We start from the raw sequence: 22,847 nt of genomic DNA, 5'->3' as shown, positions 1-22,847 counted from the left end.
CTCAGTTCAGGCTGTCGTCCAGGCGCAACTCGATATACGCCTCGTCGCGCAACTTGCGCAGGTAGGCCTGCAGCGCCTCCTCGGCCTTCTCGTCACGGAGCGCCTTACGCGCCTGATCGCGTCGGGTCTGGTCCGTGGCATCAAAATCACGCCGCTCCAGGACCTGCACGATATGCCAGCCGAACTGGGTCTTGAACGGCTGGCTGATCTCGCCGGGCCGCAGCTGATCCATCTGTTCCTCGAATGCCGGAACCAGGTTGCCCGGTGTCGACCAGCCGAGGTCGCCACCCTTGATTGCCGATGCCTTGTCGTCCGAGTTTGCACGCGCAAGTGTGTCGAAATCGTCGCCGCCGAGGATGCGCTGGCGCAGCTGTTCGAGTCGCCGTCGGGCATCGTCATCCGCGGTCACCTCGTTGGTGCGGATCAGGATGTGTCGTGGGTGGGTCTGACGGACGATGTTCGAGGCGCCGTAACGCACGTCTTCCAACTGAATGATATGAAAGCCGCGACCGGCGGCAATCGGACCCTCGGTGTCACCCTTCTGCATCTTGGTCACGTACGGCTGCAACAGCGGGGGCACGCCGTTGAAGTCGATCCAGCCGAGATCGCCGCCCTGCAGCGCGTTCTGGCCGGTGGAGATCTGTTGTGCAATGCGCCGGAAGTCGCTGCCACTGCGCAGCTGCTCGACGGCCTGGGTCGCTTGGCGACGCGCGTCTTCGCGCTCTGCGGCAGAAGCGCCGTCCGGGATCTCTATGAGTATGTAGAGCAGGTGCACCGCGGTACGCCCATCGGCGCCGCCGCTGCGTTCGAGGTAGCTGTCGACCTCGGACTTGGTGACCTGGATGCGGTTGGTCACTTCGCGGTTGTGCAGGCGGCGGATCACGATCTCGTCACGCATGTTGCGACGAAACCCATCGAAATCCACGCCCTCGGCGGTCAGTGCCTCGCGGAGTTCCGCGACGGTCATCCGGTTGTTCTCGGCGATCGCGCTGAGCGCGCGGGTCAAGGTCTCCTCGTCGGCCTCGATGCCCAGGCGCGCCGCCTCGGCAAGCTGCAGCTTGTTCATGACCAGGTTGTCGAATGCCTGCTTCTGGATTACCGGGGTCGTCGGCATCGGCGACACGTTTTTCTGTCGCAGGCGCTGTTCGAGCCGGGTGGCTTCGTCGCGCAACTCGCTCAACATCACGACGTCGTCGCCCACGACCGCGATGATCCGCTCGATCAACAGATTCTCGGGGAGCTCTTCGGCGCCTGCCGAGGCGCTGAACCCGATCAGCAGGGCCGGCAGCAGCAACCGGCATATCAGTCTATTCATTGGTAATCCGTTCGATACCCGTAAATACTGGTGTCCAGGACCTCGTCGATGTCGTCACCCAGGCGGCCCAGCCCGTTCAGTTCCAGCTGGAGGAAGAAGCCCAGGTTGTGATCGTCGCCGGTGCCATCGGTGTACTGCCGCGCCAGTGCGCGCACGCGCCAGCAACAGCGTCCGTATTCGACGCCAAGCAGTGCCTCGAGCAGTCGATCGTCCTGCAGCGAGTGATTGTGTCGGCCGATCACGCTCCAGCGATCACTGACCGGCCAGACGAACGCCAGATCGGTCTGCTCCGTGACTTCGTCGCGCAGCCGATAGGCGAGGTTCAACGTACGCCGGTCCTGGTCGTGATAGGTGATCTGAGCCAGGCCCTGATCGACGTTGCCGCCGTCATCGGCATCCGGGTCCCACTGTATTCCGGCGCGCGCGCGCCAGCCGCCACCCAGCGCGGCCGCAATCTCGCCGACGAACGCCGAGCTGTTGTCTTCGCGCACCGTCTCTCCCGGCAGCGTGACCTCGCGGTCGGCGAAGTACAGTGTCTGACCGACGCTGGCACGCAGCAGTTCCGCGCCGGACTGGTCGCTGAACACGCGGCTGGTGAGCGCCAGGGTCAACTGGTTTGCATCGCCGAAGCGGTCAGGGCCGTTGAAGCGGTTCTCGCGAAACAGGTTGTCGAAATTGAAGTCGAACACGCCGGTGTCGAACACCGGCTGATCGTCCTGGTCGACGCGCGGGACGTACAGGTAGTACAGGCGTGGCTCAAGCGTCTGTGTCGCGGCATTGCCGAAATAGTTCATACCCCGGTCGAAATACAGGCCGCCGTCCAGGCTGAAGGTGCCGGCCAGGGATGAGGGGGAATCGTCGAGGCCCTCGATCTGATCGGTCAGCATGTAGCTGACGAAGTGTGCGCCGACACGTGGTTCGATATAGCCCCAGCTGCGCCGCAGTGGCAGCCCGATGCGCGGGAACAGTTGCACGCGGTGGCCACGTACCGAATCGTCGCGGTAGAAGTTCACGTACTCGGCGTCGAGCAGGTAGTTGGTCCCGGCGAGGCCGTCCGGTTTGAACAGGTCGAGGCGCAGCTGCGGCAGTCGGCTGTAGGGACGGTTGCGTGCCGGGATGCGCTCGTCGATCGTCTGGTATTGCTGCACCCTGCCGAGCAGGTCCCAGTCGTCGCCGAAGTAGCGCAGCTCGCCCGCGCGCTCCAGATGGGTGGTGCTGGTGACCGCGAGACTGCTGCCGAGGTCCTCCAGGTACTGGCTGTCGGAGGCATAATTCAGGCGCAGCGCGCCGGTCAGGCGCGGCGCCAGGCCGGCATTTGCGCGCAGCGAGGCGCTGCCCCGGGCGCTACCGTACTCGCGGTCGTTGGGCAGATAGTCGGCCTTCAATTCGCCGCGGCCCGTCCTGGTCAGGAACCGGAACTCGCCACCCAGCAGCGCGCCGCGCCGCGACATATAGCGCGGTGTCAGCGTCAGGTCGTAGTTTTCGGCGAGGTTGAAGTAGTACGGCACGCTGAGGTCAAAGCCGGTGTTGCCCGTGTGGCCGACCGAAGGCACCAGGAGACCTGAGCGGCGGCGGTTGTCGGTCGGAAAGGTGAACCAGGGGGCATACAGGATCGGGGCGCCCATGAAACGCAGCGTGGCATTGCGCGCGGTACCGAAGCCCTCGTTCTGATCGATCTCGAGGGCGTTGGCGCTCAGTAGCCAGGCGTCGTCGCCAGGTTGGCAGGTGCTGTAGGTGATCTCGTTATACCGGCTGATCCCCGGTCCGACCAGTTCCGCCGACGCGGCATCGCCGCGCGCATGCGCTGCCGGCACACGGTAACTCGCCTGTTCGACGCGTCCCTGCCGGCTGTCGAGCTGATACTCGGCGCGCTCGCCGGACATGCGTATGTCGGGGCGCTGCAGCAGGATGTTGCCGCGGGCGTCGACGGCGGAGGTGAGGCGGTTGACGACCACTTCGTCCGCCTGCAGTCGGGTGTCGCCGCGCACCAGGTCGACGTCACCGTGCAGCGTGGCCTGTTCCGCATTCAGGTCAGCGGCGGCGCTGTCGGCACTCGCCTCGATGGGCAATCCGCTGTCGTCGGTCTCGCTGAGTTGGATACTGGGCGGAGCGCCGACGAGGAGCTGGCAGGCCCCCCAGTCGATGCCTTCATCGAGCGATCTGGTAGTGGCCCGAACAGACGGTTCCGGTTGTCCCACCGCGCCCTGTTCCGTCAGGCCTGCCGCGGGCGTTGCCGCTGGGCCCGGGGGCGCCTCTTTGTGGCGATCGCGCGACGCATCGACCGGTGCGGCGGGTGCGGCCGGCGGTTGTGCCGGGGGTGTTTTCACAGCTGCCGGTGGCGTCACTGCGACCGCCGGTGCCGTGGCAGCGGCCGGCTTCGGGACTGCTGTGGCCGGTTCGGGGACCGCTGCGGCCGGTTCGGGGGCTGCTGCCGCCGGCTCAGGGACTGTTGCGGTTGGCGCAGGGGTTGCTGCGGCCGGCTTGGGGGCTGCCGCGGCCGGCGGCGCTGTGGACGGCTCGACAGCGGTGCCGCATTCCCAGCCGCCACCGATGGCTGCCCGGCAGTCCCATGGCGGCGTTTGCGCGGTGACGGTCGCGTGCAACAGCAGACCCGCGACTGCGACCGCGAGCGGGGAGATCCGGAGGCGGCCTACCGGCGCGGTCGGTGTGCATCCGATGATCCGATGGGTGCGTGGCACGTGGCGCGTCTTCGTGGTGTGGCGTTTATCGTCCGGCAATCCGAGCCCGTGGGTTGCTGATGTCAATGGGACCCAGTGCGCCGGCCGCCGTGGCGGTCCGTTTGGGGTCGCTAAAATCTCATAGAATAAAGGTTTCTTCAATTCCCGCCGGGCCACCCAATCCCCGGCATGCCCGGGGGTCCCGATGCCGCAACGTCTGCGGTTGCTCGAACGCTGGCTGGAACAGTCCTGCCGATTACCGCCCTTTACACTGACCCCCGCGTCGTCCGATGCCAGCTTCCGGCGGTATTTTCGGGTCACGCTGGGCGATGGCTCGACCTACGTCGCGATGGATGCGCCGCCGGAAAAGGAGGATTGCCGGCCGTTCGTCGCGGTGGCCGAACGCATGGCGGCCGCCGGGCTGCATGTGCCGCAGGTCCATCGGCAGGACCTGCAGCAGGGCTTTCTGTTGCTCGAGGACCTGGGTTCGCGGCCCTACCTTCCGGCGCTCGAGGAAAGCAGCGTCGAGCGGCTGTACGGTGATGCGCTGGCGGCGTTGCTGAGGTTGCAGCAGCATGCGCCGAGTGCCGGCCTGCCATCGTACGACCGCGCGCTGCTGATGCGGGAGATGGCGTTGTTTCCCGAATGGCTGCTCGCGCGGCACCTGGGGATTGCGCTCGACGACGGGGAGCGCTCGATGCTCGACGGGGCGTTCGAACAGCTGGTCGTCAATGCGCTGCAACAGCCGGTGGTGTGCGTGCACCGCGACTACCATTCACGCAATCTGATGTGTGTCGAATGCGACAACCCTGGGGTGATCGACTTTCAGGACGCCGTCGCCGGACCGGTCACCTATGATCTGGTGTCGCTGCTGCGCGACTGTTACGTGCGCTGGCCCCCGCAGCGGGTGGACGCCTGGGTCGCTGACTACCACCGCAGGGCTTTCGCAGCGGGCGTCGTCAAGGAAGCCGATCCCGCACGTTTTCTGGAATGGTTCGACCTGATGGGCGTCCAGCGGCACCTGAAGGCCGCAGGGATCTTTGCCCGTCTGCTACACCGCGACGGCAAGCCCGGTTACCTGGCCGACATCCCGCGCACGCTCGGCTACATCGTCGAGGTCGGGCAGCGTCGGCCGGCGGTGCGCCGCTTGGCGGAGTTCGTCGCCGGCCGTGTGCTGCCGGCGTTGTGACAGGCGGCGCTACCGCCTGCCGTCGGGCGACGTTTGATCGCCCGATCCGGGCGTGTAGACTGTCGGCCAGGCCGACCTTGAACACATGTCCTTTGCTTCCCAATCGGCTGTCAGGATAATTGACAGCCGGAGACCTTCGCCGCGGCGGCGCGGAGCGGTGCTCCTTTCGAAACAAAGGGATATGTGTGTGGCATAAATAATGCTAAATAATAGGTCGAGGATTTGGGAGACCGGTGGTAATGGCTGCGCAAGACGACAAGATCTCATCCAACAGACGTAAGTTGTTCAAGGCATTGTCCGCTGCGCCTGTGGTTCTGACGCTGCGCCCCGGGTCGGCGCTGGCGAACGCGAGTGCGCACCAGTGCGTCAAGATCGACCGCGAAGAGCACTCGGGATATCACTGGAAGGGCAAGGAACACGAAAGCGACTTCGAGGATTGCTCAGTAGACGGGGTCTGCAAGGACAAAGTCGACGGTGCGATCTACAAGAAGTTCAAGTACTGGATGCCGCACAGCTCCGAAGACCGCTTCTATACCGGATCCAGCTACAGCGATGCGAGCTGCCCCGAGGTCGTCGTCGAGCACGACAGTGGACAGTTCTTCGATCTGGACGGCAATCAGCTCAACAACGTGCAGCGTATCCAGGACTACTACGGTCAGCCTGCGATCAAGATGACCACCTACGTGAGCGGCCAGGTGCGGACGCTGTGCAAGGTCAAGGGGCAGGACGGTCACGGGGCCTATATCGGCCATACCTCGGATCACGACAGTAAATGGAACGAGGACGGCTACTCCCCGAAGCACAAGCCGACGGGCTGGGATATGGGCGAGAAGCAGAAGATCTCTATGAGCTGCCTGACGTCGTTCCAGGATGCCAAGATGAAGTACTTGGCAAACGGCTGATCCCTCCGGCGCCGCGCGAGCGATGCAACGCCGGTGGCGCCGTAGCGGTCCCGCACCCTTCACAGAAGAATTCGGTAGCGTCTGCGCGGTGTTCGATCCGGCGAGCGGAGAGACGCACTTTCTGACCGAACTGCCCAGCTTGCTGTTGTCCGTGATCGACGATCGCGCCGCCACGCTCGATACCCTGGTCGAACGCCTGGCCGGTGCCGCCGCACTCGATCCGCAGGCGCGTATCCAGCTGTTGTCCGCGATGGAGTACCTTGTGGCCGCCGAGCTTGTAGAATCGACGGTTCCCGAGGTTGACTAGGAACGGCCGGTAACCCGGTCCAAGACCCATTGCCGGAGCAGCAACTGATCTTCGATGCCGGCCCGTTCCGGGTGCGCGTGCGATCGTCCGAGACCGAGTTCAGCGACACGCTCGCGTTCTTCTACGGTGACACCCTGCTGCAGGGCGGCTCGCAGGTGCTCGACTACGATATCGTCGTGCACCGTACCGGCAACCCGCTGCGCCGATGGCTGCGCCCGCAGATCCAGTTCGCGATCGACGGCATCAATCCGTTCGAGCCACATCCGCTCGACAACGCCTTTCCGATGTTCGAATGGGGGCTCAACTGGTGCATCGCGACGAGCGCGCACCGTTACCTGATGCTGCATGCCGGCAGCGTTGCGTTCGATGGCCAGGCGATGCTACTGCCGGGTACGCCGGGTGCCGGCAAGAGCACCCTGTCGGCGGCCCTGCATCTGGCGGGTGCCCGGCTGCTGTCCGACGAGTTCGGTCTGCTGCGCCCGGAATCCGGCGACCTGCTGCCGATGCCGCGCGGTATTCCGCTGAAGAACGCGTCGATCGAGGCGATACTCGCATTCGATGCGGCGGCCCCGCTGGGACCGACCTATCCGAACACGCGCAAGGGACGGGTGCGGCATCTGCGGCCCGCGCCTTCCAGTCTGGCCGAGCAGCAGACCCCGGCAACGCCTCGCTGGCTGGTGTTTCCGCAGTTCCAATCCGGGGCCGACGAACAACTGACACCGCTGGACGAGGTCGAGGCGTTCAAGCAGCTGGCGTTCAATTGTTTCAACTACAAGCTGCTGGGCGAAGTGGCGTTCCGCGCGGTCGCCAGGCTGGTGCGCCAGGTCGACTGCTACCGTTTCACATTCGGTCGTCTGGATCGTGCGGTCGAGCACCTTCGTGCGCTCACCGAGGCGTGAGGCAGTAGGCATGAGGGACCCGGGTTGAACCTGTTGACGCGCTTCCTGCACCGACCGTCGATCGCCGTGCGATGGACGGCCGATGACTGGAACCGGTTCGTCCCGCTCGCGCGCAATGCCCGCCTGCTCGGGCGTTGCCTGGCGCTGTTCGAACAGCACGGGCTGCTCGAAACAGTGCCGCCGCGCCTGCACGACCAGATGCTTGGCGCCCTTCAACTGACGCGTTACGTCCAGGGGCAGGCGCTGCGCGAACTCGCGCAGGTCACGCGCGTGTTGCACGAGGCCGGCATCCGCGTGATGGCGCTCAAGGGTGTCGCCTACCTCGCCGCGGACCTTCCGCCTCGAAGCTGGCGCAATCTTTCGGACATCGATGTGATGGTCGCGGAATCCGATGTCGTTCGCGCCGAGCAGGTCCTCAAGCGCTCCGGCTGGATTCCAAGCGCGGACTACGATGCCTATGACCAGCACTACTATCGCGACTGGATGCACGAGGTGCCGCCGCTGGTCCATTGTGATCGCGACGTCGAGGTCGACCTGCACCACAATCTGGCACCTCCGGTCAGTCGGATCCGGATCGATGCGGCCCTGCTGTGGGAGACTGCCGTCGGTGTCGATCACGCGTCGGGTGCCGCGATCCAGCTGCTGGCGCCGACCGACATGCTGTTGCACAACGCGATCCACCTGTTCATGAATGACGAACTGCGCGGCGGTCTGCGCGACGTGGTGGATTTCCGCGATCTGTACGAGCATTTCCTGGCGCAGGATCCGGCGTTCGAGCAACGGCTCACCGCGCGTGCCGCACAGCTCGGCTGCGGGCGCCCCCTGTACTACGCGATGACCACCGCGCAACGGCTGACCGGTCTGCAGCCTTCACCCGCGACATTCGATGCCGTGGCCATGCACGCGCCCACGCCGCTGATCCGGCGATCGATGCACTGGTTGATCGAACAGACGCTGGCGCCGGCCGGCATCGGTCTGTGGCGCAGCGCGCTGGCACAACGCCTGCTGTTCGTGCGTTCGCACTGGGTACGCATGCCCCTGCCACTGCTGCTACGACACCTCTGGCACAAGGCGCGCAAGCGGCATGCGGCAGCGACGCCGATCGAGGAGACGCCCGGTTGAGTGCGACCTCGTTCGGGCATGTCCGGCTGATCTGTTTCGACCTCGACGACACCCTGTGGCCCTGTCGTCCGGTCATCGACGCGGCCGAGGCGGAGAGCTACCGCTGGCTCGGACAGCGCGCCCCCGGTCTGGTCGCGCGTTTCAGTCTCGACGAGTTGCGCGCGCATCGCCTCGCGCTGGCGGATGAATCGCCCGAGATCGCTCACGATCTCACCGCCGTGCGGCTGCGATCGCTGGCGGTGCTGCTGAATGAGACAGGGTATGCGGCCGATCTGGCCGACCAGTCGACCGCGGTATTTCGCCGGGCGCGCAATCGGGTGACACCGTATCACGATGTCTTGGAGGCGCTTGCCGCCCTGCGTCCACACTACACGCTGGTCTCCGTCACCAACGGCAACTCGCAGATCGAACACACGCCTCTGCACGACAGCTTCGACATCTCCCTGACCGCCGCCGAGGTTGGCGCGGCCAAGCCGCACCCCGAGATCTTTCATGCAGCGAGTCGCCGCAGCGGCATACCGCTGCAGCGCTTTCTGCATGTCGGTGACGATCCCGTGCGCGACGTGCAGGCCGCCCGGGCACTGGGCCTCGCGACCGTCTGGGTGAATCGTGATGCGCAGCGCTGGCCGCGGCCCCTGCCGCCCGCCGATCTGGAGGTCGGGGACCTGGCCACCCTGGTGTCGCACCTGCTCGGTGAGGCCCCGTCGTAGCGTGATTGTCTAGGATTGAACGCAGTGGCCCCGTGAGGGTGGGGCGGATGCGGGGGACCAACAGCGTGGCGATCGAACGGAATCCATTTCGACAGCAACTCAAGGTATATGGCCCGGCCGCACTGCTGGTCGTGGCGGCTTTCGCGTTGGCCTACCAGTTCATCCAGCCGGCACCTCCCAGCCACGTCGTGATGGCGACCGGCGCGATCGACGGCGCCTATCATGCCTTCGCTCAACGTTACGCGGCCTATCTGGCACGCGAAGGGATCACCCTCGAACTGCGCCCCACCGCGGGATCGGTCGAGAATCTCAAGCTGTTGCGGACCGGCCAGGTGTCGCTGGCCCTGGTGCAGGGTGGTATCCAGGACGAGGTGCAGGAACCTGCGCTGGTGTCGCTCGGCAGCGTCTACTACGAACCCTTGTGGCTGTTCCTGCGCCGACAACACAGCTATCCGCTACTGCGCGATCTGGTCGGTCGCCGGATTGCGGTCGGACCCGAAGGCTCGGGTACCAGGGCACTGGTCGGTCGACTCCTGCGCGACAACGGCGTGGAAGATGCCGGCAACTGGCAGGCGCTGGGCGGGCAGTCGGCCGCGGACGCCTTGCTCGCCGGCGAGGTGGACGGCGCGTTCTTCGTGACCTCGGCGCAGAATCCACTGATCGGCCGCCTGTTGAAGCATCCGGACCTGATGTTGTTCGATTTTGCGCGGGCCGCGGCGTACGGTCGGCGCTACCGGTTCTTGAACCATGTCGAACTGCCCGAGGGCGTGGTCGATCTCGCGGCCAACGTGCCGGCGCGCACGGTGCGCCTGGTGGCGCCAACCGCGAATCTCGTCGCCCACCCGGACCTGCACCCGGCGGTGGTCGATCTGATGCTGCAGGCGGCCGACAAGGTGCACCGCGAGGGCGGCTGGTTCGAGGGACGGGACGAGTTTCCGATGCCGTCCCTGCTGGCATTCCCGCTCAGCAAGGAAGCGGACCGGTTCTACAAGCATGGACCACCTTTCCTGCAGCGCTTCCTGCCGTTCTGGGCCGCTTCGCTGGTCGACCGGCTGAAGGTCATGCTGCTACCCCTGCTGGTGCTGCTGTTCCCGCTGCTCAAGGTCATGCCGCCGATCTACACCTGGCGCATGCGTGCCCGGGTGTACCGCTGGTACCGCGAACTCGAAAAGGCGGAACAGCAGTGGGCCGATGGCTCGCGTGACCGCACCGAAGTGCATGGTGCACTCGACCGACTCGAGGCCGAGGTACAGCATGTCAATGTACCGCTGTCGTTCACCGATCAGCTCTACCACCTGCGCCAGCACATCGATCTGGTACGGCGGCGAATCGACGCGGGATCCGGCTCGCGCTGAGCGGATGCCGCCCGCCCGGCCGGCCCCGGGGCCTCAATCACGGAAGAACAGATAGAAGCCGTAGTCGACGTCGCGGTCGTATGGCTTGCGCCAGTATCGCGGGTAGTAGTATCGGTCCTCGCGGTGGTCGCGCCAGTCACGGCGAGGGTGGCGATGTTTGTGGCGATGGCCTTCGTGGTGGCTGTGGCGGCTACGGTCCCAACCGCGATCGTAACCATCGTGTGCCAGCGCGCTGCCGGAAATGCCGGCACCTGCGGTCAGCAGGGCAATCAGCAGGATGTTCGAAACCTTCATGTCTGCTCTCCCGTTCGTTTTGACGGATCACTGGAGATCCTGAGAGCAAGATTGGACTCGTATCGCTGAACCTAAGCTGAATGGTGCCTGTGACCGGGTGCTCAGATCTCGCGCAATCCCTCCGATGGCTCGATGCGCGAGGAGCGCCACCCGGCAAGCGCGGCCGCGAGGATGGCTGCGCCCAGCGTGAGTCCCAGTGCCAGGCCGTAGTGACGCGGCAACAGTACGCATACCTCCTGGCCGGTTGCGAGTTGTCCGGCGAGCATGTTGTTGATTGCGAATGCCGCCGCAAAGTAGATCCCGATCGCCAGTGCCCAGCCGAACAGTCCGGTATAGAACGACTGCGCGACCGGGAACCAGACGATGTCGCTGGTACGGAAGCCGACCAGCCGAAGGACCGACAGTTCTTTGCGCTTGCGGTCTACGTTGGCCCACAGACTGGCCCCGAGCGACAACGAGAATCCGATCAGGCCGATCACCGCGATCGCCCAGTAGATCGCCGACAGGTTGCGATCCATGCGCATCACCAGATCGATGTCGCCGGCCTTGGTGCGTACCTCGACGCCCTGGTGGTTCAGGTCGTCCTTGATCGCCGCCACGTCGTAGATCGACCGCGTGTACAGTCGGAAACCCGGATAGCTGCGTTGCCCGTCGTTGGGGGTGCCCTGCCAGCCGAGTGCCGGTACCGCACGCCCATCGCGGAAGTCCTCTATCGCCTCGACCAGGCGGATGTCCGCGAACACGCCCTCCCGGGCGAATGCCGCCACCGGGGCGACGGCAACGACGTTCAGCTCGAGATGCTGGCGTTCCTTGCGGCCGCCGTATTGACGGGTCACGCTGCCGTTGATCCTGCCCCCGGCCGCCACCTCCAGCTTCTCGGCCACCGCCTGCGAGACCACCACGTCGCGCAGGCCGTCCGGGATCGCATCGTCGGCCGGCAGTAGCGGGTCGCCCCTGCCCGAAGGGATCAACTCGGCGCGTATGATGCGGGTTGATTGCTCGCTGTCGAGCTCGATGGTCGCCGCGATACTGCGGGTGCGGGGCACCAGGAAAGCGATGTCGCTGCGGCGTTGCATATTGCCGAACCAGTCGAGATCGAAGTGACCGCTGCTGACAGGGCGTACCTCGCGGTTTTCGGGATTTTCGACCAGTTGCTCGAGCATGCCGCCGACGATGCCGAATTTCAGTCCGAACAGCACCAGCATCGGGCCAAGTACCGCAGCCAGCGCAAGTACGAAGCAGCCGGACATCTGCCACTCATGGGCGTAGTCACGGGTCGCGAGACGGAAGGTTTTGAACAAGCGCATGGGTCGGTTCAGCCGTTGACGACGGTTTCAGTGGTGCGCCCGTCCTTGGAGCGATGTGTGTGATGGGCGAGCCGTCGCAGACCGAGGCGCTTGATGTGGCGCCAGGCATGGCTGGCGACGACCACCGTGATATTGCGCTCCTCGGCCAGCCCGATGAACAGCGACATGATCTTTTCCGCGGCGAACGGGTCGACCGACGCGGTCGGTTCGTCGGCGATCACGATCGAGGGTTCGTGTGCCAGTGCCCGGCCGATCGCGACCCGCTGGCGCTCGCCGACCGAGAGCGTCTCCGGGAGTTTGTCCAGATGGCGGGCGATGCCCAGTTCTCGCGCCAGGGTCTCGACCAGGTCGCTGTCGCCGAGGCCGAGCACGCCACGTGACAGGGCCATGTTGTCGCGCACCGTGAGGTAGGGCAGCAGTCCGCCGGTCTGCATCACGTATCCGATATGCCGGCGGCGCAGATCGCTGAGGCGGTTGAGCTGTCTCTTCTTCCACATCGTGGTGACATCGATCGCGTCTTTTTCCGGTTCCGGCCGGAACATGAACGCCGCCATGCCGGTCGGCTGGGCGATGAACGCCAACATGTCGAGCAGCGTCGATTTGCCACACCCGGACTCGCCGATCAGTGCGATCTTCTCGCCCTGGTTGATCTGCAGCGCGGGCACACGCAGGCGGAAGGTGACGCCTTCAGAGGCGCGGTCGCGCACCACGTCGCGCAGGTGGTAGACAATCGGCTTGGCCTTGTTGCGGGCTTGAAAGACGTTTTCCACGGGTACCTTTGAGTTGTCATGGGTGTGGCCGCTCACTGTGCGGCGTGGCGCCGGGCGACGTCACGACCACGGCTTGTGCCGTGCGCCGACCGGTCCCGCTGCCACTGCGCACGACCGCGGCCGCGCGCTATGGTTGGTTCAGGGCAACATCTCCAGTGCCACCGGGAATACGGCGTCGCCGTCGACCGGGCCGCCGTCCAGGCTCACCCAGAGGTCGGTGTGGTCATGCAACGCGCGGTAGTAGCTGATCTTGTCTTCCAGGTGGTGCAGGAACTCGATCTGGCGGCGTGCCGGCCAGGTCTCCCAGTCTTCGAGCGACAGGCTCATGACCTCGCCGGTATACGGCAGGTCTTCGATGTACTCGCGCATGAAGCCAAGGTCGGCGAGGCTGTTGCCGGCACCGGCAGTCGTGGCCGTGGTGCTGCCGAGCTGCGTCGGGTCGCGCGCGATCGTGGCGGCGAGGCTCTTCAGCTCGTTGAGGAAGTTCTGCGGTGACAGCAGGCCTTCCTCGGCGGTCTGCAGCACGCCGCGCAGGATATCGTGCAGGTCGGACAGCTGGTCGCGGGTGAGCAGCACGCGCACGTCCAGCGTCCGCTGTTCCGGGTTACGGATATCGCGATCGAGCAGCCAGGCATTGAACACGCTCGGGATCTTTCCGCCTTCACCGCGCTGCAGGTATTTCATGCGCAGTGCATAACCGAGTTTGGCGACCTTGCTCTGCAACGCGGCCAGGCGCGGATTCTCGCTCGGCGGTGGCGATGCCGGTTGCGGCGGTAGCGGTTGCGCACCGGCCGCCATCTGCACCTGCATCGTGATCTGCCCGGCGAGGGTGTCCAGCACCTGGCCGAACTCCTGGACGTCACCGGTCGGCACCGCGTAATACAGGCTGCCGATCCCGGGAAACTTGGCCAGTTCCCGGTATTGTTCCGCAGCGCTTGCGTGGTCGGCCTTGTTGGCCTCGGTCAGCAGGTGCAGCACGAAGATAGCGACCCCTTTCTCGCGCGCCAGCTGGCGCAAGGCCTGCGCATCGAGCCCGGTGCTGGACAGCGGATCGTCCGGCAGGCGCGGTCCGGCATCCGTGACCAGGACCAGGTAGCGCGCCGCATGCGTCGACCAATCCATGTCGTCGAGCGCTTTCTTGACGCCGGCGAACGCATCTTCGATGAAATCCTTGCTCGATACCTTGGCGGCGCTGAGATCGTTGACGTTGGCGACGAAGGTGCCGGGATTGCGCCCCTGATCGAGATCCACGTAGGTGCGGGCGAGGTATTCGAGCTCCGGCACGGCCTGCGGCGAGTCGCGAAACGCGACCAGGCCGAAATTGACGTTGCCCAGCAGGCCGGCATCTCCCAGCGCGTCGTAAATCTTCATCACGGCCTCGCGGGTGCGGGCGATGTATGGATCCATCGACAGGGTCGCGTCGATCGCGAACACCAGCCCGGCGCGGTAGGCGCTGTCCTCGGCGGCCTGTGGCGCGGCGCTGGGTTTGGCCGGCTCGGCAGCAGGGGTCACCGGCGGGGGTTCGGGTGGCGGCAGTGGTTTGTCGCTGTCCAGCGGCACGCTCGATACCTCGAGCAGTCGCGCCTGTTCGCTGCCCAGATACAGGTCTTCGTGCTGCAGGATCGGCACCAGATAGAAATTCTCGCGGATGTCCAGCTTGCCCGGTGGCTGGATCGCGACCACGGGCGAGTCCTCGGGCGATTCGCCGGCGACGGCCGCCTTGTACAAGGCGTCATAGCGTGTCAGATCGCGGGTCTTCGCGAGTTCGCGCGCGGTCGCGGCATCACTGAACAACAGTGCGCGGTCGTGCCCTGTCGGGTCGCGGAACGCAACCGTAAGGCCCTGCGCCCAGCTGAGTGTGTCCTGGGCCTTGACCCAGCCGATGGTCCCGCCGTGCCGGTCGGTCCCGACCTGCAGCCATTCGCCATCATTGCCGGTCTTGCGCGCGTAGACATAGTAGGCGGTGAACGGCGTCACCTCTTCCCCTGCTCCCTGTCCGGCCTGTTGCTGCAGGCTGGCACCGGGGATCGACAGGACACGCTGGTAGAGCGCTTGTTTTCCGGGCATCAGCAACGGCTGATCGGCGGCCTGAGCGCCTCCCGATACCGTGACCATGAGCGCCAGCAGCAGCGCGACCGGCGCTGCCGCGGCTGTGCGCAGCTTCATTGCCACAGCAGGGCGATCCGCTGCGCCTGGACGTCACCATCGGCCGCCAGTTCCTCGACCCGGCTGCGCATCGCGGCCAATTGCTGGGCCGCCTCGCGGCTGCCGTTCTGGGCGGCGACCTGATACCACTTGTGGGCCTGGGTCAGGTCGGCGGCCTCGAATACGCTGTTCTCCGGATCCCGGGTATAGGGATCGGCCTGGGTGGCCAGTGCGAGCGCCGCGTCGGCGTGCCCTTCGCGCGCGGCGAAGAAATACAGCATATAGGCGTCCGCCAACTCTCCGTCCGCCTGGGCCTGTTGGGCCGCGTCGTAGACCTCTGCCAGATCGACCGCACCCCGGCTGCGCATCTGGGTGATCAGCGAACGCGCCCGCGAACCCGGGCGGCCGACCCGCGGTCCGGCCGCGGTCGGCTCGAGTTCGATGCTCGGGTCGCTGACGATCGGCGGTGCCACCGGTTGCAGCAGGCTCGGCGCTGCCGGTGGGGCCTGGGCGACCGAAGGCGCATCCTCGGGCGCATCGCCCGGCACCAGCCAAACGCCGATGGCAGTCGCCACGGCGACCAGTGCGATCAGTTTCCAGGGGCCCGAGCGGTGTGACGGCTCGCTGTCGGCCAGCTCGGTCTCGACCAGGGGCTCATCCATTTGCGTGGCACTCACTTTATCTTTGCTTTCGGTAGGGGGATTATCCCGGACTCGGTGTCGACAGAAAAGGAGCCGGCGTGAAGCGCGTCATATTTGGCCTAATGTTTTTGCCGGTGGTCGCCGCGGCGGCACCGCACGGCTATCTGGATACGATCCCGGTTTTCTGGCGCACCCTGTATCCGGACGGCGGGGAGGGATTGTACTGCGGAGAGCGATTTGCAGCGCGCGACCGAAGTTACAACATCGAACACGTGTTCCCGATGAGCTGGGTAACCAAGACACTGGGTTGCGGCGACCGCGACGCCTGTCGAAGAAACAGTCGCCGTTTCAACGAGATCGAATCGGACATGCACAACATGTACCCGGCAAGAAAGGATCTCAACAAGGCGCGCGGTTCCTATCCCTATCGCGAGATCCGCGGCGAGCACTGGGTCGAACGCCACTGCGATTTCGAGATCGATTACCGCGCGCGGGCGGTCGAGCCGCGTCCCGCCGTGCGTGGCGACATCGCGCGTGCGATGTTGTACATGGCCGATCGTTATGATCTCAAGCTGTTCGAGCGCCAGCGGCGCCAGCTGCTCGAATGGCACCGCGCCGACCCACCGGATGCCGCAGAGCGCCGGCGCAATCGCCGTATCGCGGACGTGCAGGGTAACGCCAACCCCTGGATCGACTGAATCCACTCGCCGGGGCGAACCTCCGTCACCCGGACGCACGCAGCTCAATCTTGACCGGCGTCGGTCGACATATCCATCACGGCGACAATCCGAAAAGAATGATGGATCAACCTGGGGAATCAAATTCGCTTTGTGCGCGGATCGCGCAGCGCAAGAGCGGTGCGCGCTGCCGCGTGGGCGAAGGTCGGGCAGACCGGTGAGGCGGATGGTCGGCGGATTGGTGTTGTGCCTCGCGCAGGCGGTCGGTGCGTCCGGCGGCATCTGGGTGGTCGGTGCCGGGGACGCACGGATCGGACCCCTCAGCCGGCAGCAGGTCGCCGAGCTGTTCCTCAATCCCACGGAGAACACTGTCGGCCTCAAGCCGCTCGACCGCCAGGACCCGGCGTTGCGCGAGCGCTTCTACCGCGGGGTCAGCGGTATGTCTCCGGCAAGCGTACGCGCGTACTGGGCGAAACGGGTGTTCACCGGCCGCGGCAGGCCGCCGGCCATGCTCGACACGGACAGCGTTTTGCAGCGGCTCGCCGAAGACCCGAAGGCCGTGACCTACCTGCCCGCCGGTGAGCTGCCGGACGGTGCGGTGTTGTTGCTCCAACTGGACACGGAGAAAGGCGAATGAGGCATGCGATTCGTCTATTGACAACCCTGCTGGGTATTGTCCTCGCGACACCTGCCATGGCGTTGGACGCCCGATTCGCCGGGTTTGGGACCGCCAGTCTGTCGTGTTTCGGCAGCGAGGCCGCGGATTTCGTGAACAACGATCAGCCGGAGGGACCGGGGCGCACACGCGACTGCGACAGCGGACTCGACTCGATGCTCGGTGTGCAGCTCGACGTCGACCTCTCCGAGACCTTCGACGCCGGCGTGCAGCTACTCGCCGAGCGCAACGTCGACGGCGATTTCGATCCGCGGGTCTCGGTCGCGCAGCTGCGCTGGCATCCGTCGGCGACGACAACGGTGCGTGTCGGACGCATGCCGAGCGCTTCGTTCCTGCACGCGGAGGACCGCCGGGTGCGTTATGCGCTGCCCTGGGTGCGGCCGCCGCTGGAGGTCTACGGGATGCTGCCGGTGTTCGTCCAGGACGGCGTCGACGTCCTGCACGTCAGCCCGTTCGGCACCTGGACCGGCGAGTGGCACCTCGGTGTCGCGCAGTCCGATTTCGAGTACCCGGTGCCGAGCATCGGCGATACCGGTGAGGTCGAGTCCGAGGCCGTGTTCGGACACCTGCTGTTGCGCCGCGGTGGTACCCAGTTCAAGGCCGGGTATGCCTTTGGAAACATGACTGTGCACCAGGCGCAGCTCGATGCGTTTCACGACCTGCTCAACAGTCTCGGTCCGGTCGGGCAGGACATCGCCGACGATATGTCCGTGAAGGATGTGCGCACGCATCTGCTGACGTTCGGTGCCAGCCACGAACGCAACGACTGGCTGCTGATGGGCGAGTTCGGTTACCGCGCGATCGAACGCGGCCTGCGCGACCAGTTCGGTGCCTACGTGACCGTCGGCCGGCGTTTCGGTCCCTGGATGCCGTATTTCACGCTCGGTCGGCGCTGGACCAATGGCGATGACACCGACAGCCGCGCGGCGATGTTCGGTCCGCAGATCGAGGCCGCGGTGGAGGGCTTCCTGGCCACATCGAAGTGGGACAGCGAGAGCGTGTCCCTCGGATTGTCGCGCGAGCTCGGGCGGCAGGCGACGCTGAAGTTTCAGGCCGACTGGGTCAAGCCCGACGACGACAGCTGGGGACTGCTGACCAACCATGGTCCCGACTACGACTTCGCCCACCCCGACAGTGACTGGCTGTTCACCCTCAGCCTGGACTTCGTGTTCTGATGGAGCGGGGATGGTTGCATTCGCTGCGCTTCCGGCTGATCGCCGGCAGCATCGTTGCGCTGCTGGTCCTGTTCGGGCTGGTGAGCCTGAACACCTCCCGGGTACTGCACGAATTCGCGCTGGAAAACACCCGCCAGGTGATCGCGCAAACATCCGAGACGCTCAATCTGCATCTGGTGGAGCACACCGGCGACACGGGTTTCGCCGAAATCGAAGACTATCTGAATGGCCTGATCAGCGGCGACGAGCAGGGTGTCGTGTATCTCGCGCTGCTCGCCGAAGACGGCCGCGTACTGGCGCGCAGCCGCACCAGCCCTGACCCCCTGCCCGATACGATGCAGCCGGTCGAGCAGCAGATACGATCCGGCATGGTGCACGTCAGGCAGCCGATCCTGTTGGCCGACAACCAGGTCGGCACGCTGCATTACGGACTGAATACCCGGTTGCTGCGCGATACCAACCGGCGGCTTCTGCAGCAGAACCTCACGTTGCTTGGTGCGGGTCTGATCGGCACCATCGCGCTGCTGGTCCTGATCGGCGTCCGCGTCGGCACCCAGTTGGGGCGCCTGGTACACGCCAGTCGCGCGCTCGCCGCCGGGGTGCACGAGACGCGCGCACTGGAGACCGGCCACAACGAACTGTCGCTGCTGGCGCGCAGCTTCAACCAGATGGCGGATGCCGTCGCCGAACGCACCGCTGCGCTGCAGGACAGCCAGGCGCAGTTGACCGCGATGATCGACAACCCGTCACTGCTGATCGGCCTGCTCGACACCGAGGGCAACGTGTTGCAGGTCAACACCGCGGTGCTGGCGCTGAACGATACACAGATGAGCGACATACAGGGTCGCCCCGCGTGGCTGAGCCCGGTGTTCTCACACGACCCCGATGTGCAGCGTCGCGTCCGCGAGGCGGTACAGCGTGGAGCCGTCGGCGAGGCCAGCCAGTTCGAATTGACGTACCAGACCAAATACGGGGTACGGATCGCGGATTTCAGCCTGCAGCCGGTGCGCAACACGCGCGGCGAGGTGGCGTGGCTGGTGCCGTTGGGCCTCGATGTCACCGCACGGGTCGAAGCGGGAGAGCTGCAGCGGGTCTCGGAGGAACGCCTGCGCGCGACGCTGGAGCATTCGCCGAACCTCGCGGTGCAGTGGTTCGACCGTCGCGGGCGCGTGGTGTACTGGAACGCCGCCTCCGAGCGATTCTACGGCTGGAGCGCCGACGAGGCGCTCGGCAAGACGCTCGACGAGTTGTTGTATACGCCCGAGCAGGCACAAGAGTTTCTCGCGCTCATCGACAAAATCGCGACCAGCGGAGAGCCGGTGGGGCCGATCGAGTCGCCGGTGCACAGGCGCGATGGCGAGCGGCGCTGGGTCGAGGCGACGGTGTTTCCCATCCCCGGGGATACGCCGGACAACCCACTGTTCGTCTGCATGGACATCGACATCAGCGCGCGCAAGCAGGCGGTGGTGGCACTGGAACGCGAACGCGGCTTCCTCGGTACCCTGGTCGAGACGATCCCCGACCTGGTCTGGCTGAAAGATCCCGACGGCGTCTATCTGGCCTGCAACGTGCGTTTCGAGCGTTTCTTCGGTGCCCCGTCCGCGGAGATCGTCGGCAAGACCGATTACGATTTCATGGACGCCGAGCTCGCCGAGTTCTTTCGCGCCCACGATCGCCGGGCGATCGCAGCCGAGGCGCCGCAGGTCAACGAGGAATGGGTCACGTTCGCCGACGACGGACACAAGGAGCTGCTCGAGACCACCAAGACGCCGATGTACGACGCGCAGGGGCAGTTGGTCGGCGTGCTTGGCGTCGGGCACGACATCACCGAGCGCAAGCGCATGGAAGACGATCTGCGGCAGAGCGACGAACGGTTCCGCACCTTGTTCGAACGCTCGCCGGATCCGGCATGGATCATCGACGACAACCAGTTCGTCGAGTGCAACACGGCGGCTGTGCAGGTCATGCGCGGCCAGAACCCGCGCGACATCCTGGATCGGCATCCGTCCGAGCTCTCGCCCGAGGTCCAGCCGGACGGTGAGACATCTTTCGACAAGGCGGAACGCATGATGGGCCTGGCGATGGACAAGGGCATCCATCGCTTCGAGTGGACCCACCGCCGGCTCGATGGCAGCGAATTCATCGCCGAAGTCACCTTGTCGCGGATCTCGCTGTCCGACCACGCGGTGATCTATTGCATGTGGCGTGATATCACGGACCGCAAGCAGGCCGAACTGGAACTCGAGAGCTACCGCGAAGATCTCGAGGCCCTCGTCGTGAAACGTTCCGGTGAGCTGCGTGACAGCCAGCGTCATCTGCAGGCGATCATCGACAACCTGCCGGCGGTGTTCTTCACGAAGGGCGCCGACGGTCGCATGTTGATGGTGAACCGCATATTCGAGACCGCGGTCGGCATCCCGCGGGAGCGAGCGATCGGCCGTACCGATCGCGAGGTCTTTCCTGCGGAGGCGGCCGCGGAGATCATGCGCGTCGACCAGGAAGTGCTGTCCGGTACCAGCGCCGTGACCTTCGAGGAAGACGTGCCGCATCCGGACGGGACCCTGCACCACTACCTGACGACCAAGGCGCCGCTGTTGGACGACCAGGGGGCAGCGTACGCGCTGATCGGAATCGCGACCGACATCACCCGTTTCCAGCAGATGCAGCAGGAACTTGCCAAGGCGCAGGCGATCGCCCACGTGGGCAGCTGGCGCGTGGATGTCCTGCGCGATGAACTGACCTGGTCGGCGGAGACCTACCGGATCATGGGTGTTGAGGCCGGCACTCAGTTGCGTATCGACGATTTCATGCAGCGGGTCCACCCGGACGACCTCGCTGCGGTCAGTGCGGCCTGGCAGGCCGCACTGACCGGTGCTGGCTACGACATCGAACACCGGATCCTGGTGGACGGCGGGGTCAAATGGCTGCGTGAACAGGCCGAACTACAGTTCGATGCCGACGGTCGCGCTCTCAGCTGTATCGGCTCGGTGCAGGACATCACGGACATCAAGCGGGCCGAGCAGGCGACCCGGGAGGCGCTGGCCGAGGCGCAGCGTCTGGCGCGGGCAAAGAGCGATTTTCTGGCCAACATGAGCCACGAGATCCGCACCCCGCTCAACGCCGTACTGGGCATGGCCAGGATCGGTCTGCGCAAGACCGGGCAGCACGCGACCCATGACCTCTGGGAACGTGTCATGGGCGCCGGCGAGCACCTGCTCGGGGTGGTCAATGACATACTCGACTATTCCAAGATCGAGGCCGGAAAGTTTCAGATCGACCAGCAGGCGTTCGATCTGGCATCGGTGATCGACAATGCATTGGACGCCGTTACCGAGGTCGCCTGGCAGAAAGGCCTGGCGTTGCATCGGCGACAGGCCGATGACCTGCCCGAATGGGTCAGCGGGGATCCGCAGCGCCTGCAGCAGGTTTTGGTGAATCTGCTCTCGAATGCCTGCAAGTTCACTGAACTCGGCGAGGTCGGTCTCGAGGTGGCGCGAAACGGGGGTCGCGTCGAATTCGCCGTCGTGGATACCGGCATCGGCATGACCTCCGAGCAGCTTGCGCGCGTATTCAAACCGTTCGAGCAGGCGGACACATCGACGACCCGTCGCTACGGCGGTACCGGTCTCGGTCTGGTGATCAGTCAGGACCTGGCACGACTGATGGGTGGCGAGATCGTGGTACAGAGCACCGCGGGCGAAGGTAGTCGGTTCACCCTGCGGCTGCCACTGCCGGCCGTTGGTGCACCGGAACGTCACGACCAGCAAGCCGCCCAATCCGGCGGTGGTCAACGCCTCCAGGGGATCCGGGTGCTGGCCGCCGAAGACGTCGAGACCAATCGCCTGATCCTCGGGGATCTGCTCGAGTTCGAAGGGGCCAGCGTGGAGTTCGCGGAGCATGGCCGGCGTGCGCTTGATCTGGTAACGCAGCGCGGGGCGGAGGCGTTCGACGTCATCCTGATGGACCTGCAGATGCCCGAGATGGACGGTTACGAGGCGACTCAGCGGATCCATGCGATCGCACCACGGATCCCGGTGATCGGCTTGACCGCACACGCCATGTCCGAGGTGCGCGACCGCTGCCTCGCCGTCGGCATGGTGCGTCATATCGCCAAACCGTTCGATCCCGAGGAACTGACGCAGTCGATCCTCGATTGCGTGGAGGTGACCGGGCACACGGCCGGTGGTGCCGTGCCACCGGGTTCGCACAAGCCCGTTCCGACGGCCCCGGCCCCGGCACCGGTCGCCCAGGATCTGGCAGACGGCAACCTGGTCGACTGGACTGGCCTGCTGGCCCGCTTCGGCAACCGCAAGAGCTTCATCGCGCGGCTGGTTGATACAGCGCTGTCCAGCCATAGGGAGGGTCCGGCCAAGCTGCTGGCACAGATCGAATCCGGTGACCTGGAGGGTTTGGCGTTCAACGCACATGCGGTCAAGGGGCTGGCCGGCAACCTCGCGGCGGATGCCGTCCAGGAACTGGCCGCACGCACCGAGAAAGCGGCCCGTGCCGGCCAGGCCGAGGCGGTCGCACTGGCAGCCGAGCTCGCCGAGACGCTCAAGCGGCTGCTCAACGAACTCGAGCGGCATGCTGGTGCCGCCGAACGCGAGAGTGAGGTCGGCTGAAGCCCGACAGGTCCCCGGGCCAGAAACAACGACGAGGTAGAAAGCCGCCCCCAAGTGCTCAGC

Annotated in this window: 18 protein-coding genes; 11 read left to right on the top strand and 7 right to left on the bottom strand. The window is 65.5% G+C overall.

Annotated features, from left to right (window positions below; all coding sequences use genetic code 11):
- Position 1: 1 nt before the first annotated feature.
- Together H6955_13925 and lptD are read right to left on the bottom strand one after the other, a co-directional pair.
- Entirely contained in the window at positions 2-1,315 is a 1,314-nt protein-coding gene (locus H6955_13925; protein ID MCP5314651.1) for a peptidylprolyl isomerase, read from the bottom strand.
- A complete protein-coding gene (lptD, locus tag H6955_13920; protein ID MCP5314650.1) occupies positions 1,312-3,513 on the bottom strand; it encodes an LPS assembly protein LptD in 2,202 nt (733 codons plus the stop codon). Before lptD ends, H6955_13925 begins: the two co-directional genes overlap by 4 nt.
- Before the next feature lie 685 nt (positions 3,514-4,198).
- Here lptD and H6955_13915 point away from each other — a divergent pair.
- The 7 genes from H6955_13915 to H6955_13885 all read left to right on the top strand — a co-directional run bounded on the left by H6955_13915 (position 4,199) and on the right by H6955_13885 (position 10,477).
- Positions 4,199-5,182 carry a phosphotransferase gene (locus H6955_13915; protein MCP5314649.1) on the top strand — a complete coding sequence of 328 codons (984 nt, stop codon included), beginning with the start codon at positions 4,199-4,201 and terminating at the stop codon, positions 5,180-5,182.
- 239 nt (positions 5,183-5,421) lie between these two features.
- Positions 5,422-6,084: a hypothetical protein gene (locus tag H6955_13910; GenBank protein MCP5314648.1), complete on the top strand. Its 663-nt coding sequence runs from the start codon at positions 5,422-5,424 to the stop codon at positions 6,082-6,084.
- A 22-nt stretch (positions 6,085-6,106) separates the two neighbouring features.
- A complete protein-coding gene (locus H6955_13905; protein ID MCP5314647.1) occupies positions 6,107-6,391 on the top strand; it encodes an HPr-rel-A system PqqD family peptide chaperone in 285 nt (94 codons plus the stop codon).
- A 29-nt stretch (positions 6,392-6,420) separates the two neighbouring features.
- Positions 6,421-7,290, top strand: coding sequence for an HprK-related kinase A (locus tag H6955_13900; GenBank protein MCP5314646.1), 870 nt, complete (start codon positions 6,421-6,423; stop codon positions 7,288-7,290).
- A 24-nt stretch (positions 7,291-7,314) separates the two neighbouring features.
- Complete coding sequence (locus tag H6955_13895) at positions 7,315-8,412, top strand: nucleotidyltransferase family protein (protein MCP5314645.1); 1,098 nt, start codon at positions 7,315-7,317, stop codon at positions 8,410-8,412.
- Positions 8,409-9,122: an HAD-IA family hydrolase gene (locus H6955_13890; GenBank protein MCP5314644.1), complete on the top strand. Its 714-nt coding sequence runs from the start codon at positions 8,409-8,411 to the stop codon at positions 9,120-9,122. Before H6955_13895 ends, H6955_13890 begins: the two co-directional genes overlap by 4 nt.
- 47 nt (positions 9,123-9,169) lie before the next feature.
- Positions 9,170-10,477, top strand: coding sequence for an ABC transporter substrate-binding protein (locus H6955_13885; protein MCP5314643.1), 1,308 nt, complete (start codon positions 9,170-9,172; stop codon positions 10,475-10,477).
- Between the two features lie 33 nt (positions 10,478-10,510).
- On the opposite strand, the gene H6955_13880 is transcribed toward H6955_13885, so the two are convergent.
- The 5 genes from H6955_13880 to H6955_13860 all read right to left on the bottom strand — a co-directional run bounded on the left by H6955_13880 (position 10,511) and on the right by H6955_13860 (position 15,670).
- Positions 10,511-10,771, bottom strand: a complete 261-nt coding sequence (locus H6955_13880) for a hypothetical protein (protein ID MCP5314642.1) — start codon at positions 10,769-10,771, stop codon at positions 10,511-10,513.
- 101 nt (positions 10,772-10,872) lie between these two features.
- Positions 10,873-12,078: an ABC transporter permease gene (locus H6955_13875; GenBank protein ID MCP5314641.1), complete on the bottom strand. Its 1,206-nt coding sequence runs from the start codon at positions 12,076-12,078 to the stop codon at positions 10,873-10,875.
- Positions 12,079-12,086: 8 nt separating this feature from the next.
- Positions 12,087-12,848 carry an ATP-binding cassette domain-containing protein gene (locus H6955_13870; GenBank protein ID MCP5314640.1) on the bottom strand — a complete coding sequence of 254 codons (762 nt, stop codon included), beginning with the start codon at positions 12,846-12,848 and terminating at the stop codon, positions 12,087-12,089.
- A 138-nt stretch (positions 12,849-12,986) separates the two neighbouring features.
- Positions 12,987-14,963: a VWA domain-containing protein gene (locus tag H6955_13865; GenBank protein ID MCP5314639.1), complete on the bottom strand. Its 1,977-nt coding sequence runs from the start codon at positions 14,961-14,963 to the stop codon at positions 12,987-12,989.
- Positions 14,964-15,010: 47 nt separating this feature from the next.
- Positions 15,011-15,670, bottom strand: a complete 660-nt coding sequence (locus tag H6955_13860) for a hypothetical protein (protein ID MCP5314638.1) — start codon at positions 15,668-15,670, stop codon at positions 15,011-15,013.
- Positions 15,671-15,732: 62 nt separating this feature from the next.
- Here H6955_13860 and H6955_13855 point away from each other — a divergent pair, with 62 nt between their 5' ends.
- From H6955_13855 to H6955_13840, 4 genes are all read left to right on the top strand, one after another.
- Complete coding sequence (locus H6955_13855; protein ID MCP5314637.1) at positions 15,733-16,332, top strand: endonuclease; 600 nt, start codon at positions 15,733-15,735, stop codon at positions 16,330-16,332.
- A 205-nt stretch (positions 16,333-16,537) separates the two neighbouring features.
- Positions 16,538-16,948, top strand: a complete 411-nt coding sequence (locus H6955_13850; protein ID MCP5314636.1) for a hypothetical protein — start codon at positions 16,538-16,540, stop codon at positions 16,946-16,948.
- Positions 16,945-18,162, top strand: a complete 1,218-nt coding sequence (locus H6955_13845; GenBank protein ID MCP5314635.1) for a hypothetical protein — start codon at positions 16,945-16,947, stop codon at positions 18,160-18,162. The genes H6955_13850 and H6955_13845 overlap by 4 nt, the downstream gene beginning before the upstream one ends.
- Positions 18,162-22,784 carry a PAS domain S-box protein gene (locus H6955_13840; GenBank protein ID MCP5314634.1) on the top strand — a complete coding sequence of 1,541 codons (4,623 nt, stop codon included), beginning with the start codon at positions 18,162-18,164 and terminating at the stop codon, positions 22,782-22,784. The genes H6955_13845 and H6955_13840 overlap by 1 nt, the downstream gene beginning before the upstream one ends.
- Positions 22,785-22,847: the final 63 nt, after the last annotated feature.

This window comes from Chromatiaceae bacterium, from assembly GCA_024235395.1.
GTDB lineage: Bacteria > Pseudomonadota > Gammaproteobacteria > Chromatiales > Chromatiaceae > Thiosocius.
Note: the sequence above shows the minus strand (reverse complement) of the source record. Positions and strands in the feature narration are given on the sequence as shown.